Consider the following 16,050-nt stretch of genomic DNA (forward strand, 5'->3'; position numbering starts at 1 on the left):
AAGGTTCTCAAGTTAGAGAACCTTACTGAAAGGATTATTTTCTGATTCCGAGCTCGGCAATGATTGCTCTGTATCGCTCAATGTTATTCTTATGGAGGTAATCCAGCAAGCTTCTTCTTTTACCTACCAGCTTCATCAAACCCAATCTTGAGGAGTGATCTTTTTTATTTGACTTCAAGTGCTCAGTCAAATGCTGGATTCTGTGTGTGAAGAGGGCAATCTGAGATTCAGGAGATCCTGTATCAGTAGCAGATTTTAACCGTCCATGATTCTTAAACAACTCTTGTTTTTTCTCTGATGTTAAATACATGTTTAGCTAAATTTTATAAAACAGTTACAAAGGTATGACTATTATTTCAAAAAGTAAACGCTCAATTGGATTTTGCTAAGGATTTGGCCAAAAAGCCGGACACTTTTTTCCATAGTCCAGAATAAAAATCAGCTTCAAAAAGCCGCGCATCTTTTCTTGCTTGTCTAAGGAAAAACAGACCAAAAGGTAGCAGGCATAGGTTAGAGAATACTGTCCCAAATAACGAATCAGTTACTCCCTCTTTTGCCCATTTTTCACCTGTGATGGTCAACATGTAGAATAAAATGAAGAAAATAATTGAAATTAAAACCGGCATCCCCAAACCACCTTTTTTAATAATTGATCCCAAGGGGGCGCCAATCAAAAACATCACGAAACATGCTATAGCCTGGGTGTATTTTTGATACCAAGCGATCTCATATCTCCGGTATTCTCTTTCATGACTATCCACTTGAGACATTTTTACATTAAATGTATTCTTTAGATTTCTTGAATTGTTCAAGGCCATCGTCATGGCATTGGAAATATAGCCTCGCTTGTAAATAACGGAGTCGAGAAGTTGTTTTTCCGTTACAGTTAGGGGTGCTGTTCTTGGTACTTTCTTTACCTCCTCTTTTCCTGTTGTGTCCACGGAGGTAATTAGGACAGGTTTTTCCGCTACGGTATCCTGAATGGCAAATCTCCTTCTAAGTTTCCGCTCAAAAAGCGAATCAGACTTGGGCGCTTCGGTTGTGGAAGCTACTGCTAGATTTAACTCTCGGGAGTTTAGAGAGTCAATGATTTTCAGCTGGCCTGAATCCTGTTCAATTTTTACTTTAACCAATGAGTCTTTTTCTCGGGACTCTTTTTCTATTCGACTCCTTCTTAGTTCATCATCCCGCTGTTTTCTCCTCTTGATTTCTTCAGGAGGAGTCAGCTTTCTGTTTTTAGTGAAAAAAGGATAAATACTTTCAGCAGTTTGGAAATTCTGAAATTTCAGGTCATTTACGATTGTATTGATAGAGTCTAACCCAAGTCTAATCTCATTAATATTTTTGATTGCACGATTGGTCGACCATAGATCTTCAGGAGTACGGCTCAATTGAAATGCATCCAGATTAAACACGATAACATTTTCATCAAACTTCGTTCTTGAGAACTCAACTGGCGGTTCAGAAATACCGCGAGTTGACCTGGCCTCTTTATAATTCTGACCGTTATACAGCGTAAGTTTTAAATAGCTATCATTGAAAAATGTCTCCATTCTGCCGGAATCGGCCAAGGTGACATTCAAATTACCATCCTGCTCTGCATGATTATAGATAATAATGTCTTTAAGCCTGACATCATCAAGTTTTTGGTTGACTTTAATACTGTAATTAGGAATACCGGCATAAAAAACACCCTCTTTGATATCCAATGCCGGTGACTTCATCCTTATATCATATAAAAGGCTGAAGGTTTTCAAGTTGACTTTGGGGACCAGATAATTATTGGATAAAAAGGCAACTATGGTCAGCATAATTGCAAAAATCCCAATAGGCCGCATGGCCCTGATCAAAGAGATTCCGCTGCTTTTGATTGCTGTCAACTCAAAATGCTCGCCTAGATTACCAAACGTCATAAGGCTTGAAAGCAATACCGCCAAAGGAAGAGCCATTGGAGAAATGCTGATCACAAAGTATCCGATCAATTCGGCGTAGATCCAAAACCCCAATCCTTTCCCGAAAATCTCATCAAAATACTTAAGCATGTTGACAATCAGTAGAATGAAGTCAACAACCAAAAAAGTCAGTAAAAATGGCCCCAAAAAGGATCCTAAAATAAGCTTATCGAGTTTTTTCATCCTTACACACTTCGCCGGAAAAGCAACGATTACCGCTACCGGAATTCAAAGTTGGTAATTTGAATGGAATTTATCCACCGATAATCTCTTTTAACTTGGAAACCATTCCATCCCATATCGCTTCCAATTCTTCTTCTTCATAATCATTGGAATAATCGATTACTTTCAAAAAAAGCGACTGAGTCAATTCATTTTCCTCCAACTTGAACTCAATGAAGGAATGATCGGACTCATTTGGGTTTTTAGGATCAAAAAAATCAAACTTCACATGGATGTTGGACCTAAGAGAAGTTAATCGGGCATAGTGATCTTCATTGTCAAAATTGAAAATGTAATTTTTATCCTCATCAATCCGCACTTCATCTGCAAACCACTCCTCTAACCCACTGGCAGTACTTAAATAATGAAAGACAATTTTCTTGGAAGCATTTATTTGATAATCAGCTACAAACTTATTTTTGACCATAATGCGATAATTTAAAGGTGATTTTTTCACACTTTTTCTCAAAACTGAACTTGCATTTCAAAGTACAAGACCTCATATTTGCATTCCCTTTTAAAGGGGGCTAAAAGAGGCTTATTTCACAAGGAAAACGCCTGATTTTTGGGAATCTGATGATGGTTTAAGTTAGCCATTAATTTCAAAAACCCACACGATAAAAAATTTATTTAAACTAATTCGGCGAGGTATTCCGATAACCTCTGGATTCATATCCGACGCGGCGGAAACGGCTCCATCGCCTTAAAGAATTTGAATTATTAGTTTAAAAATATTTGGCGAGGTAGCTCAGTTGGTTAGAGCGCAGGATTCATAACCCTGAGGTCACGGGTTCAACTCCCGTCCTCGCTACAAAGGCTTTCAGAAATGAAAGCCTTTTTCATTTTTGGAATTCGGTAATTTGAAAAACCTTTTTGGCTATATTCCAACTGAATGAGCCCTAAATCCATCCAAAACCCACCAACCTCTTTTTTCAAAAAACTCGGTTTTCTGGGCCCTGGGTTTATTCTTTCTGCTTCAATTGTTGGCTCAGGTGAATTAATTGCCACCACAGTACTTGGTGCAAAAGGTGGTTTTATCACGTTTTGGGTGATTCTGGTAAGCTGCCTGATCAAAGTCGCTATTCAGCTTGAATATGGAAAAAATGCCATTGTTTCAGGTAATCCTTTGATGCATGAGTTCAATAGACTTTCAGGTCCGGTATTTGGAAAAGGAAACTGGGCGGTATGGTCTACATTCTTATTGACCCTAATCAAAATCCTGCAGCTTGGAGGCATGCTAGGAGGATCAGCCATTGTTTTATCCCTTATTTTCCCGGGAATCCCTGTGACTCTATGGGTGATATTGCTTGGATTTAGCCTCAGTTTACTGATTTTTAAAAACTACTACCACCTCATCGAAAAAGCAGCCACTTTGATGGTATTTGGGTTTACCCTATTTACAATAGCCTCCCTAATAGGTTTGTTTTTTACCCCCTATCGATTCTCCTTTGAACAAGTTTTATCAGGATTGACTTTCGAATTACCCCAACAGGTCATTTTTGTTGCAATCGGAGCTTTTGGCATTACTGGAGTTGCAAGCGATGAAATCATCGCTTATACCTATTGGTGTCAGGAGAAAGGTTATGCTGCATACACTGGCCCAAATGATGGTTCGGAAGCCTGGAAAATTAGGGCTCGAGGGTGGATAAAAATAATGTATCTGGATGCTTTTTTGGCCATGATAATTTACACACTGGTAACTGCAGCGTTTTATCTTTTAGGCGCGGCAGTCCTTTATGGTCAGAAGGAAATTCCGGATGGTACTGAATTGATTAATGCATTAGCCAATATTTATACAGAATCTCTGGGGCAAGGCGCAAGATTTGGCTACTTGGCTGGTGGTTTTTTTGCCCTTTATTCCAGCGTGTTTGCAACACTTGCTTATTGGTCCAGGTTATTTCCAGATCTATTTTACCAGTTTGGATGGATCAAAACTACAGATGAGTTGACCCGTGAAAAATGGATCAGAATGTTAGCTTGGGTGTTTCCAATACTTTGGATTGTCACTTACCTATTCGTAAAACTTCCCGGATTTATGGTGCTTTCAGGAGGAGTTGTTGGGTCAGTTCTTCTTTTGGTTGTGGTAGTAGGCGCAGTTCAATTTCGGGCAAAAAACAGGGAGTTAAAACTACTATCAGGCCCTTGGTCGGAAATCATGTTCTGGCTAAGTGTGGTTTCAATTTTACTGGTATCTGCCTATGGAATTTTCAAACTATTCTAAACAAAAAAAGCCTTCCCAAAGGAAGGCTTTTGCAAAATAAGGAAGTGCAAACCTTATTTTACTCTTTCAACTACAGCTTTGAATGCCTCAGGATGGTTCATTGCCAAATCAGCCAAAACCTTTCTGTTAAGTTCGATTTCAGCTTTCTTCAACAAACCCATCAATTGAGAATAGGAAACACCGTGCTCTCTGGCACCGGCATTGATACGCTGAATCCACAAAGCTCTGAATTCTCTTTTCTTTGCTTTACGGTCTCTGTATGCGTACTGAAGACCTTTCTCATACTTGTTTTTGGCTACCGTCCACACGTTTTTACCTCTTCCGAAGTAACCTCTAGTGGCCTTAAGTACCTTTTTTCTTCTTGCTCGTGACGCTACCGCGTTTACTGATCTAGGCATAGTATTTTGTTTTTTGACACTTGGTGTTCCGATTTGTTCGGAATCTTGTTTACCAAAGCATCTGGTGAATTAATAAACCTTACTTTTTTTAAGAGGATGGAATGAAGATCAGATCTTCAGCATGTCTCTTACTCTACCTTCGTCGGAAGTATGTACCAAACCAGCTTTGGTGAGGTTATGCTTACGCTTAGTAGATTTTTTCGTCAGGATGTGGCTTTTGAAAGCGTGTTTCCTTTTGATCTTGCCGGTCCCTGTTAAAGAGAACCGCTTCTTTGCACTTGATTTGGTTTTTACTTTAGGCATTTTGCTGTATTTAGTTGGTTGAAATTTATTTTTTGCCAGGTTTCGGTGCAATAAAGATGTTCATCCGCTTACCCTCCAACTTTGGCATTTGCTCTACTACTCCTTGATCTTCAAGAGCTTGGGCAAATTTCAAGAGTAGCATCTCTCCTCTTTCTTTGAAAACAATCGAGCGGCCGACGAAATGTACATAAGCCTTTACTTTTGCTCCTTCTTTTAGAAAGTTGATCGCGTGCTTCAACTTGAAATTGAAGTCGTGGTCATCTGTATTAGGTCCGAATCTGATTTCCTTTAAAACAACTTTGGCCGCATTTGCCTTGATCTCCTTTTGCTTTTTCTTTTGCTCGTACTTAAACTTTGCGTAATCAATGATTTTACAAACTGGAGGCTCGGCATTAGGGGAAATCTCAACAAGATCCAACTCGTTGTCTTGGGCTAGTTTAATGGCTTTTTCTATAGGAAGAACGGCGTTGCCCCCTTCTACAAAATCACCTACTAACCTTACTTCACGTACTCTGATCTTGTGATTGATACGATAAGGTTCTTCTTGTCTTCCTCTTGGCTGCTGTGGTCTTGGATTCAAGTTAGCTTTGGTTGTTTTTTGTTAAATGCCTGCAAATATCGGAATTATTTCTAATTCTAAAAAAAGAATAAAATAATACGTTTTACTGCTGACTCAATGATTCTGAAATAATCCCTTGAAAATACTTGATGAATTCCTCCGGAGAGAAGGTTCCCAAGTCTCCTTGTCCGTGCTTTCGCACAGAAATCTTACGTTCTTCCTGTTCTTTTTCTCCTACGATCAGCATGAAAGGAACCTTCTTAACCTCCGAATCACGAATCTTTCTGCCGATTTTTTCATCTCGGTTATCGATATTTCCAGTTATGCCTGCTTCGTCCAAAATACTTTTCAGTTCTTCTGCATAAGCAATATACTTCTCTGAAATAGGGAGAATATTAATCTGTTCTGGTGAAAGCCAAAGTGGAAAATCACCTGCACAATGCTCAATCAAAACTGCTACAAATCGCTCCAAGGAACCAAATGGTGCTCTATGGATCATCACAGGTCGGTGCTTCTGATTATCAGAGCCAATGTACTCCAACTGGAATCGCTCCGGTAATTGATAGTCAACCTGAATGGTACCCAACTGCCATTTTCTACCCAAGGCATCTTTCACCATGAAATCGAGCTTTGGGCCATAAAAGGCTGCTTCGCCTAGTTCTGTGACAGTTTCAAGTCCTTTTTCTGCGGCAGCCTCGATAATTGCAGATTCTGCTTTTTCCCAAGCTTCGTCTGTTCCGATGTATTTTTCCTTTTTCTCAGGATCTCTCAAAGAAATCTGAGCAGTGTAATCCTGAAAGCCCAAGGCTTTGAATACATAAAGTACCAAATCAATGACTTTGATGAACTCTTCTTTCACCTGATCCGGACGGCAGAATATGTGCGCATCATCCTGAGTAAATCCCCGAACCCGAGTCAAACCGTGTAATTCTCCGCTTTGCTCGTAACGGTAAACGGTTCCGAACTCAGCATAGCGAATCGGTAAATCTTTATATGATCTTGGCTTATGTTTATAAATCTCACAGTGGTGAGGACAGTTCATTGGCTTCAACAAAAATGCTTCACCTTCATGTGGTGTTGTTATCGGCTGGAATGAATCTTTGCCATACTTCTCATAATGACCGGAAGTTTCATACAACACTTTGCTTCCGATGTGGGGAGTAGTCACCTGTTGATAGCCTGATTTATCCTGAGCCTTTTTCATGAAGCTAATCAAGCGCTCACGCAGCAGCGTGCCTTTGGGAAGCCAAAGCGGCAATCCCATTCCCACTTTTTCAGAGAAAGTGAAAAGCTCCAGTTCACGGCCGATTTTTCTGTGATCGCGTTTTTTGGCTTCTTCCAAAAGCGTCAGATAATCTTTCAATTCCTGAGCCTTTGGGAATGTCACCCCATAAATACGAGTTAGCATTTTTCGCTTCTCATCCCCTCTCCAATAGGCGCCTGCAATATTGGTCAACTTTACTGCTTTGATAAATCCGGTGTTTGGAATGTGTGGGCCTCGGCAAAGATCTGTGAAGTTTCCTTGCTCATAGAACGTAATCGAACCGTCTTCCAATCCTTCCAAAAGGTCAAGCTTGTATTCATCCCCCTTTTCCTGGAAGTAGGCAACAGCGTCTTTTTTTTTGACTTCCTTACGGATGTATTCATTCTTTTCCTTGGCAAGCTCGATCATTTTGATTTCGATCTTTTCCAGCTCATCACCTTCCAACTTGTGATCTCCAAAGTCTACGTCATAATAAAATCCAGTCTCAATTGGCGGACCAATGCCGAATTTGGTGCCGGGATACAGGGCTTCCAATGCCTCAGCCATCAAGTGGGCGGATGAGTGCCAGAAGGTGTTCTTCCCTTCAAGGTCATTCCAGGTCAGCAATTGCAAAGTGGAATTCTCATGGATGGGACGGGTTGCATCCCAAACCTGTCCGTTTACTTTGGCTGCAAGGACATTCCGTGCCAAACCCTCGCTGATACTAGCAGCAATCTGTAGCCCGGTAGTTCCTTTTTCATACTCCCTAACGGAACCGTCCGGAAGGGTAATCTTAATTTGTTGTGACATGTGTTTTTGTTTTTCTGCCCATACAAACAGGCAGGTTGATTCAACTGCAAATATGCATAAGCAGCAGGCAAAGGAAAAATATTAAAGAACCGAATCCTGAAAACTTTCTTTCAAAGAATAAACTGAGCACTGATTTTCACCTGAAATGGTTTCGCGCCGGGATTATCCAAATAAGTCATCCGATGGAAAAAATCCACCCTGAAAAATTTGAAAATATTCTCAATTCCATAGCCTAGTTCCAAATAGGGTTTCCCAAAATCCAATCGTCCAAAGGTATTCAATGGATTGCCTTCCGGATCCACAGCGGGCACATTCTCTACATTATAGTTTTCTACCGAACCCCAAAGTACATTGGCATTTCCAACGGCTCTCCATTTCAACCGCTTAATCAGAGGAATGGAATTGAGGAGAAAGCCTTCGAAGGCATGCCGGTAGCGAATGCTGAAATATTGATCTGAGGTGAATTCGGTGAAATTCATAGTGTTGAAAGCGGCCGTTGTGTAGAAGACCGTTTCATTACCAAGGTGATTTTTCAGGATCGGGTAAGGAACCTCTCCAAAAATCTTTCCCGCATCCAATTCATACCTGCCCACTCCCAGCAATCCCATATTAATTCGCTGATAGACATAAAATGAAAGTTTGGAGTACTCCATGTCACCACCCAGCCATTGCATTCCTTTGGTATAATTGACTTCAAAAATTGGCCATTTTAACGAGCCCAATGAAGCGCGTTCATTGTCATTGATAATAATGATTTCATCCCGGCCATATCGGATTCCAAGCCTTATTTCGGCTGTTTCAAAGCTTGATTTATATTCTCTGGTGTCTTTTTCCAAATAGTAAAAATTGTAAAGCGGATCAAACTGACCGGAGTTCATGCCCGCTTTTACCAAAAATCCCTTGAAAAATTCCCGCTGAATGTTGATCCCGTGATTGGTACTTAAATACGGACTTCTTAACGTACCAAAACGGCTGGCGGCAAGAAATACACTGTTGCTCTGGAGGTTCGCAATTTCCAATCCGACCTGATCAATTTCCTTGTTGGAATAAGCTTGGATGGTTGTCCATCGGTTTCTGTCAAGAATTCGGGTGACTGAGCCGGAATATTTCCAGGTTTCATCTCCAAAACCATAAGCCAAATATCCCTTCAGTTCCCACTTTTTACTAAACTTATAATTGGTTCGTACCCCCATCCCCAAGCGCACACTTTCCACGTCATTGTAATTGAAAAATCCTGGCCAAGGACCGATATCCACCTTTCCGATCATTTTGTATCCCGTTGCAAAAAACTTCAATCCTTCCGAGTAAAATCGGATAATCGGGATCCGCTTCAAAGTATCCACCATCTGCAGCACTGCCAATTCCTCCGAACTCAGAGGATCTGGCCTATTTTCAACCCAAAAATTTGCATCTGAATCTCCAAAGTCCGGTTTCAACTCCACCGCCTGGTTAAAGAAACTGGTAGCCTTGGGATCGTTGACTACGACACTGTCCGTGGCCGTGTAAAACTTTGCCAAAAGACCAGCTGTATCATCTGTTACTTGGGCAATTTTAATTAAAACTCGGGTTTTGGAAGGAATCAACGGGCCTGCAGAACTTGGTTCTAGTTCTTGCTGGATTTTGATCCGGTCAACAAAGTTCAAATTTGCCGTCTTGGGAATCGTAAGGTCTACTTGCTTGAGTGAATAATCGTCCTTCTTGATCCAGATCGTGCCCGAAAAAGCCAAATCCTGCTCCCTCCGAGGATAAACTGTGAGTTTGTAACAGGTATCCTGACCCACCAAGACAGAGTCCAGCAGATCATAATCGTAAAAGGTTTTCCATCCGTCGGCTATGGGCGAAATGAAATCCTTGTTCAGGATGGAAAGCCAGTTTTTGTAAAAATTATATTCCTGGAAAACCGATCCGGTAATTTGGGAGGTAGTAGAACCATCGGTGATCCCCACTCCGGAAACCTTGGATTTTTCGATTACTTCCTTGCGAAGCTCAGGGTTATTTCGGTAGTAAAACTTGGAAACCGTTTCAGAGAAAAAAACCGGAAGGATCTTTTCCCCCTCGTCATTGGTCAACTCCTGTATACTGTCGAGCACCGATGTGACTTTCTGAACAGATTTTCGCTGTCGGAAATCCTCCGAAAGATTATCGATGTCGATTTCAATTTTGGTGTAATTCTTTGTTTCGTAGGCGTTCAAGGATCGTTTGTCAAAGTCCTTTCTTCGTTCTGAGGCCCTTCGGATAATTTCAAAGGCAGGATTTTCACCCGCCTCAAAGACAAAAGCTTCCAACTCAAATGAAGTTGGTCTCAACTGGAAATTGATCGTTTGGTCGGGCTGATTGAGTAACGGCTTGGACTGGGTGATATATCCCAAGTAGCTGACTTGTAAACTGTCACTCAACGTCCTCGACTGAATGAGGTAATTTCCCTCAAAATCCGTAGTAATTCCAGTGGTGGTGCCTTTCAGGATTACATTGGCAAAAGCGATCGGGTCACCTGTTTCTGCATCTGTCACCCTTCCTTGGATGGTAAATTGGGCCCAAAGGGGACTTGAAAAAAGAAGGAAAACTGCAAAAAGAAGGGCTCGAAGCATTGAATGCACTGTAGCTGAAAATCTAAAACTGACGCAAGTTAAATTTAAACTGGAGCTTCTTGGTTCATTCCAAGTGTGAAATTTTCCAAAATCAGAGCTCTTTATTGAACACCAAAAGCTCTTGGAATGATTAATCGGCATGTATATTTGAGGCCAAATTGATTTTGAACATGATATACGATGTAGTAATTGTCGGAGGTGGAATTGTGGGCTTGGCTACTGGGCTTAAAATTCAGAAAGCGCGTCCAGATCTAAAGATTGCCCTTTTGGAAAAAGAAGGTCAACTTTCCAAACACCAAACCGGCAATAATTCCGGTGTGATTCACTCAGGTCTTTATTACAAACCGGGTTCCTTGAAGGCCACAAATTGCATCAATGGGTATCATGAATTGATTCAGTTTTGCCAGGAAGAAAAAATCCCATTTGAAATCACCGGTAAAGTGGTCGTTGCAACTCGGGAGGAACAAAAGCCATTGCTCAAAACACTATTGGAAAGAGGTTTGCAAAATGGACTTACCGGCACCCGATCAATCACCTTGGAAGAATTGAAAGAATTCGAACCTTATTGTGCTGGTGTGGCTGCGCTTCATGTGCCTCAGACAGGTATCGTTGATTATTTTCAGGTGGCCTTAGCCTATGGTAGAAAAATAATTCAAAGTGGCGGAGAGATTTTTCTGAATCATAAAGTATTGAAAATAAGTCAAAAAGACGGAATCAATTACATTGAAACGTTAAATAAAACTTTTGAAGCAAAATTGGTAATCAACTGTGCAGGATTGTACTCAGACAAAGTTGCTCAGATGAATGATCCTGAAATAGACGACGTGAAAATCATCCCTTTCCGTGGAGAATATTACAAGCTGAAAAAGGAAAAAGAATACCTGGTCAAAAACTTGATTTATCCGGTTCCGGATCCAAACTTCCCTTTCTTGGGAGTTCATTTTACCAGAATGAAAAAAGGAGGCGTCGAAGCGGGTCCAAATGCCGTTTTGGCTTTTAGAAGAGAGGGCTATAAAAAATCCCAAATCAATCTTAGCGAACTTGTAGAAACGCTTGCGTGGCCTGGATTTCAAAAGGTAGCTGCCAAATATTGGAAAACTGGTTTTGGGGAATTATACCGTTCGTTTTCAAAGGGCGCCTTTACGAAAGCCCTTCAGGAATTAATTCCGGAAATTCAGGAATCGGATTTGGTAGACGGAGGAGCTGGTGTACGTGCCCAAGCATGTGATCGAACAGGAGGTTTATTGGATGATTTTGCTATCCGTGAGTCTCCTTTCGCTATTAACGTGCTGAATGCCCCTTCACCTGCTGCGACAAGTTCTTTGTCTATTGGAGGTACGGTTGCCGAGATGGCAATAAAAAGATTTTAAAATGAAAAGGAGGCTTTTAGCCTCCTTTAATTCTTTCCGGTAAAAAATTCCAGAAAGCGATATTCTGCCCAGGTAAATTCCTGATTTTTAACAACAAATCCGGTATGCCCACCTCTTTTTGGCATTTCCAAAAGAATTTCCGGCTTAGATTCCGCCAGCTTTTTTGGATAACATTCCGGGCCAAGCAGTGGGTCGTTTTGCGCGTTTACAATCAAAGTGGGAATCTGGATTTTGTCCATCCAATTATCAGCGCTCACAGATCGATAAAAGTCAGCTGCGTCTTTGTATCCATGCAGTTTTGCAGTGAAATGGGTGTCAAATTCATCGAAATTCTTCACTTTCTTGAGTAAATCCAGGTCGATAAGTTCAGGAAACTGAACTGCTTTTGCTTCCATTTTCTTTTTCAGCTTTCCCAGAAAACGGTTTTTGTAGAAGAGGTTTGAGCGATATTTTAACGTTTCGGCACTTGAAGGAAGATTGCATGGCGTAGAGTAAACTGCCGCTCGGGTGATTTCTTTAGGTAAATCCTGACCCTGTTCTCCCAAATATTTCAAGGTTTGAGCTCCTCCCATGCTTATTCCGGCTAGAAAAATTTCCTTGTAAAAATGATGAGTTTGGATATGCCTTATGACCGTCTCCAAGTCGTAACTGGCGCCATGATGGTAAAGAATTGGCTTTAAGTTCAGTTCACCCCCGCAGGTTCGATTATTCCAGGCCACTACGTCAACTCCATTGAGATTGAATAATTTGGCCAAACCCATTGCATAATGCCTTTTGGAATCGCCCTCCAAGCCATGGGAAATAATGAGAAGCTTCTCCCCTCCGACTCTCGACCAATCAATAGTCAAAAAATCCCCGTCAGGAGTGGAAATTTTCTCGCGCAGATATTGAACTCCCTCAACCCTCCTAAACAGACTTGGGATGATGGTCTCCAAATGCCCATTAAAAAGATATGATGGCGGTCGACCGTATGAAGATTTGAGAATTGGCATGTATAGAAAATCGAAAAGCCTTAATTCAAGTTCATTTTGCCATAAAATTGACGAAAAAGGCCGGGTTTAGCCACGGGAAGTTAAATTCCGCAAGGAGTTAATAAAAAAATCAGACCAATATGCTTTTGTTCCTATCCTAGTTTTTAAGCCGATTCACTTCTTCAACAGCTATTTTTACTTTTTCCAGAAAATCATGAAAATGAGCCTCAAATGATTTTCCGAATCCTTCCGTTTCCAATATTATTTTCCCTTCCTGGAGCGAATTGGTTAATAAGTCAAATTCAAACATGGCCAAGGTTGGCTTAACCTTATGTCGAATCTGTTGAATTTTCACTTCATCTCTGTCCATTAGGCCCTCCGAATATTTTGCCTCGAGTTCCAACAAACCATTGTAAATCGCAGAGGTCAGTTCCAGCCTGAATTCCTCATCTCCTTCTGCCATTTCCAGAATCCTTTGATTTAATTCCGGGTAAAAGTTGCTCATAAAGTGGTTTCTTTAATTGACTTACCTGCCAAAAACCCCGTGGACCAAGCTGCCTGAAAATTAAAGCCTCCTGTAATTCCGTCAATATTTAGGACTTCTCCGGCAAAGTATAGTTTTGGGTGAAATTTACTTTGCATCGTTTCCGGATCGACTTCATCCAAAGAAATTCCGCCTGCGGTGACAAACTCTTCCTTGAAAGTTGTTTTTCCCTTTACCTGCAAAATATAGCAAAAAAGGTTCTGTACTAACCTGTTCAAAAGCTTTTTTGGCAAATTCCCATAAACATTGCCATCCACTATACCCGATCGTTCACAAAAATGCTCCCAAAGTCTGGACGGTATATTGAATAAGGGATGGGAATGAACTTTACGATTGGGGTGAACTTTACCATAATTGGTCAATTGGTCAATGTAATCATTCTCTCCAAGTGCAGCATTCCAATTGACAATCGCTTTGGCTTGATATTGATGTTCGTGGAGCCACTCAGCACCAAATGCGGAAAGTTTCAATACAGCCGGACCGCTGATTCCCCAGTGCGTAATTAAAATCGGACCCCGATAATTCAATTTGGTTCCTTCGATTTTAACAAGACCCTCGGGAACGGAAATTCCCATTAAATCACGAATTGGCTCTTCCGGAGTGTTGAAAGTGAAAAGGGAAGGTATTGGATCTACGATATTGTGATTGAGTGATTTAAGAAAAAAATATCCTTCTGATTTTGGATGCCCTCCTGTAGAAATGACCACTGCATCGGCCCGAAATACTCCCTTTTCGGTAATCAATTCATAGCCAGATGCGGTAGGATTCAGTTCTTTGATTCCGGTGGATACCAGAATCTTAACTCCGGATTTTTCAGCTTCTCGTTGCAAGCAATCCATTATGGTCTCGGAAGAATCACTCACTGGAAAAACTCTGCCATCCGATTCGATTTTCAAAGAAACTCCCCGGGATTCAAACCATTCAAATGTGTCCTGGATTGAAAAATGATGAAAGACCTTTTTCAGAAATTTTTCGCCCCGAGGGTAATTTTTGATCAGTTTGGAGATTTCCATCGGTTGGTGCGTAACATTACATCTACCCCCACCGGACACTTTTACCTTAGAAAGCAACTTGGGTGTTTTCTCAAAAAGAGTCACTTCTCTTTCAGGGCCACTGGCCTGGATAGCGGCAAAAAAACCTGCCGCTCCTCCTCCGATTACAGCTACTTTCAATTTTATAAGAATTTATTATAGAGATAATTAAGCCTATCTTTTTTTACCTGAGAATGAACCCAAAATTCCTCTTGCCAGCTCACGGAACAAGGTTCTGCCCAATTGTCGGACCATGGTATTTTTGCTGAGCTCTTCGATCAGGGATTCATCCTCCTTGGTCCGGGTGGTTGTCCTACCGGAAGAATTTGGAAGTGGTTGCGAAGATCGCTCTTGTTCCTGTTGAACAGACATCATTTTGCGCTCCAATATTTCAAAAGCGCTATCATGATCAATGTCCTTATTGTATTTGTATACCAAATCCGAAGTAGCGACCAATTGGTCGATTTCGGAGTCTGAAAGAATATCCATCCGGGTAATTGGAGCCCTTACCAGAGTGTGAGCCAAGGGAGTCGAAATTCCCTTTTCATTCAAAGCCGTAACTAAAGCCTCCCCGATCCCCATCGCAGTCAATACTTCAGCCGTATCGTAAAAAGGTGAATCCGGGTAATTTTCTGCGGTCTTGGTGATTGCCTTTCTGTCTTTGGCGGTAAAGGCTCTCAGAGCATGTTGAACTTTCAGTCCTAATTGACCTAGGACACTCTCAGGTACATCGGTTGGTGTTTGGGTACAAAAGAAAACCCCCACTCCCTTGGATCGGATCAATTTGATGATTGCCTCGATTTTTTCAAGCAAGTCCTTGGAAGCATTTGAAAACACCAAATGTGCTTCATCGATAAACAAACAAAGCTTGGGCTGATCAGCATCCCCTTGCTCTGGAAACGACTCATAAATCTCAGAAAGCAAGCTCAGCATAAAAGTAGAAAAGAGCTTGGGCCGGCTTTGGATATCGGTCAGGCGAATCACTGAAATAACACCTTTGCCGTCTTTGGTCCGAACAAAATCATCCACATCAAACGATAGCTCCCCAAAAAACCGTTCCGCTCCCTGCTGCTCCAATTCAATAATCTTTCGCATGATGGTATTGACGGATGCAGACGAAACCTGGCCAAATTCCTTCTCAATGGCATCCTTACCCTCATTGGTGATGAACTGGAGCACACGCTTGAAATCCTTCAGGTCCAACAAAGGAAGATGATGTGTGTCGCAATATCTGAACACCAGCGCCACCACTCCTTGTTGGGTATAATTCAGTTCCATAATCTGCGAAAGCAACACTGGTCCAAATTCCGAAACCGTGGCTTTTAACCTTACTCCTTTTTCATTGGAAATGGACATGAGCTCGACCGGAAGCCCCTGAGGATCATAATCCACGCCTATTGTTTCAGATCGCTTTAAAATAAAATCGTTGGTAGTTCCAGGCTTAGCAAGACCGGAAAGGTCACCTTTAAGGTCCATCAAGACGGAGGGAATCCCTTTGAGGGAAAGCTGTTCCGCAATAACCTGAAGGGTTTTGGTTTTGCCAGTACCCGTAGCACCTGCAATCAAACCATGACGGTTCATGGTTTTTAACGGAATTTTCACTTGGGCTTGGGGAATAGGCTCACCGTCCAAAATCCCTGTGCCGAGTATGATGTAATCCTTTTTAAAAACCTGTCCTTCTGCGAGATGCGTTTTAAACTGCTCAATTTTGCTCATGGGTAAAAAGTTTTGGTTTCCAAACTACAAAAAAACCCAACCCGAACGGAGATATCTTTTGCTCAAACAGGAATTCTTCCATTTAGTAAACCTTAACTTTGGAGTGCTGATTCTAGTTAGTT

14 protein-coding genes and 1 tRNA gene are annotated in these 16,050 nt (G+C 41.4%); 3 read left to right on the plus strand and 12 right to left on the minus strand.

Features of this window, described 5'->3' with window-relative positions:
- Window positions 1–34: 34 nt before the first annotated feature.
- The 3 genes from rpsO to D0X99_RS09650 form a co-directional block, all read right to left on the minus strand.
- Window positions 35–310: a 30S ribosomal protein S15 gene (gene rpsO / locus D0X99_RS09640; RefSeq protein ID WP_119477580.1), complete on the minus strand. Its 276-nt coding sequence runs from the start codon at window positions 308–310 to the stop codon at window positions 35–37.
- Between the two features lie 61 nt (window positions 311–371).
- Window positions 372–2,135, minus strand: a complete 1,764-nt coding sequence (locus tag D0X99_RS09645) for an LptF/LptG family permease (protein WP_119477582.1) — start codon at window positions 2,133–2,135, stop codon at window positions 372–374.
- A gap of 70 nt (window positions 2,136–2,205) precedes the next feature.
- Complete coding sequence (locus D0X99_RS09650; RefSeq protein ID WP_119477584.1) at window positions 2,206–2,601, minus strand: START-like domain-containing protein; 396 nt, start codon at window positions 2,599–2,601, stop codon at window positions 2,206–2,208.
- Window positions 2,602–2,911: 310 nt separating this feature from the next.
- On the opposite strand from D0X99_RS09650, the gene D0X99_RS09655 reads away from it, so the two are divergent.
- Window positions 2,912–2,985 (plus strand) — tRNA-Met (locus D0X99_RS09655).
- Window positions 2,986–3,066: 81 nt separating this feature from the next.
- Complete coding sequence (locus tag D0X99_RS09660) at window positions 3,067–4,395, plus strand: Nramp family divalent metal transporter (protein WP_119477585.1); 1,329 nt, start codon at window positions 3,067–3,069, stop codon at window positions 4,393–4,395.
- Between the two features lie 53 nt (window positions 4,396–4,448).
- On the opposite strand, the gene rplT is transcribed toward D0X99_RS09660, so the two are convergent.
- The 5 genes from rplT to D0X99_RS09685 form a co-directional block, all read right to left on the minus strand.
- Entirely contained in the window at window positions 4,449–4,793 is a 345-nt protein-coding gene (rplT, locus tag D0X99_RS09665) for a 50S ribosomal protein L20 (RefSeq protein ID WP_077350132.1), read from the minus strand.
- A gap of 108 nt (window positions 4,794–4,901) precedes the next feature.
- Window positions 4,902–5,096 carry a 50S ribosomal protein L35 gene (rpmI, locus tag D0X99_RS09670; protein ID WP_119477587.1) on the minus strand — a complete coding sequence of 65 codons (195 nt, stop codon included), beginning with the start codon at window positions 5,094–5,096 and terminating at the stop codon, window positions 4,902–4,904.
- A gap of 25 nt (window positions 5,097–5,121) precedes the next feature.
- The gene (infC, locus tag D0X99_RS09675; protein WP_233553692.1) at window positions 5,122–5,676 is read right to left on the minus strand and encodes a translation initiation factor IF-3; all 555 of its coding nucleotides are present in this window, start codon (window positions 5,674–5,676) and stop codon (window positions 5,122–5,124) included.
- Between the two features lie 82 nt (window positions 5,677–5,758).
- Complete coding sequence (thrS, locus tag D0X99_RS09680) at window positions 5,759–7,708, minus strand: threonine--tRNA ligase (RefSeq protein WP_119477589.1); 1,950 nt, start codon at window positions 7,706–7,708, stop codon at window positions 5,759–5,761.
- Between the two features lie 110 nt (window positions 7,709–7,818).
- Window positions 7,819–10,296, minus strand: coding sequence for a DUF5686 and carboxypeptidase-like regulatory domain-containing protein (locus tag D0X99_RS09685; protein ID WP_119477590.1), 2,478 nt, complete (start codon window positions 10,294–10,296; stop codon window positions 7,819–7,821).
- A gap of 170 nt (window positions 10,297–10,466) precedes the next feature.
- Between D0X99_RS09685 and lhgO the strand changes: the two genes are divergently transcribed.
- On the plus strand, window positions 10,467–11,666 hold the full coding sequence (gene lhgO / locus D0X99_RS09690; protein ID WP_119477591.1) for an L-2-hydroxyglutarate oxidase: 1,200 nt from the start codon (window positions 10,467–10,469) through the stop codon (window positions 11,664–11,666).
- Between the two features lie 26 nt (window positions 11,667–11,692).
- Here the strand turns inward: lhgO and D0X99_RS09695 are convergent, their stop codons facing one another.
- From D0X99_RS09695 to D0X99_RS09710, 4 genes are all read right to left on the minus strand, one after another.
- Complete coding sequence (locus tag D0X99_RS09695) at window positions 11,693–12,658, minus strand: YheT family hydrolase (protein ID WP_119477592.1); 966 nt, start codon at window positions 12,656–12,658, stop codon at window positions 11,693–11,695.
- A 136-nt stretch (window positions 12,659–12,794) separates the two neighbouring features.
- Window positions 12,795–13,142: a hypothetical protein gene (locus tag D0X99_RS09700; protein WP_119477593.1), complete on the minus strand. Its 348-nt coding sequence runs from the start codon at window positions 13,140–13,142 to the stop codon at window positions 12,795–12,797.
- On the minus strand, window positions 13,139–14,353 hold the full coding sequence (locus tag D0X99_RS09705; protein WP_119477594.1) for a BaiN/RdsA family NAD(P)/FAD-dependent oxidoreductase: 1,215 nt from the start codon (window positions 14,351–14,353) through the stop codon (window positions 13,139–13,141). The genes D0X99_RS09700 and D0X99_RS09705 overlap by 4 nt, the downstream gene beginning before the upstream one ends.
- A gap of 33 nt (window positions 14,354–14,386) precedes the next feature.
- Window positions 14,387–15,928 (minus strand): helicase HerA-like domain-containing protein, encoded by a 1,542-nt coding sequence (locus D0X99_RS09710; protein WP_119477595.1) that lies wholly within the window; start codon window positions 15,926–15,928, stop codon window positions 14,387–14,389.
- Window positions 15,929–16,050 lie beyond the last annotated feature (122 nt).

The sequence above is a fragment of the Algoriphagus lacus genome (genome assembly GCF_003583985.1).
GTDB classification, from domain to species: Bacteria; Bacteroidota; Bacteroidia; order Cytophagales; family Cyclobacteriaceae; genus Algoriphagus; species Algoriphagus lacus.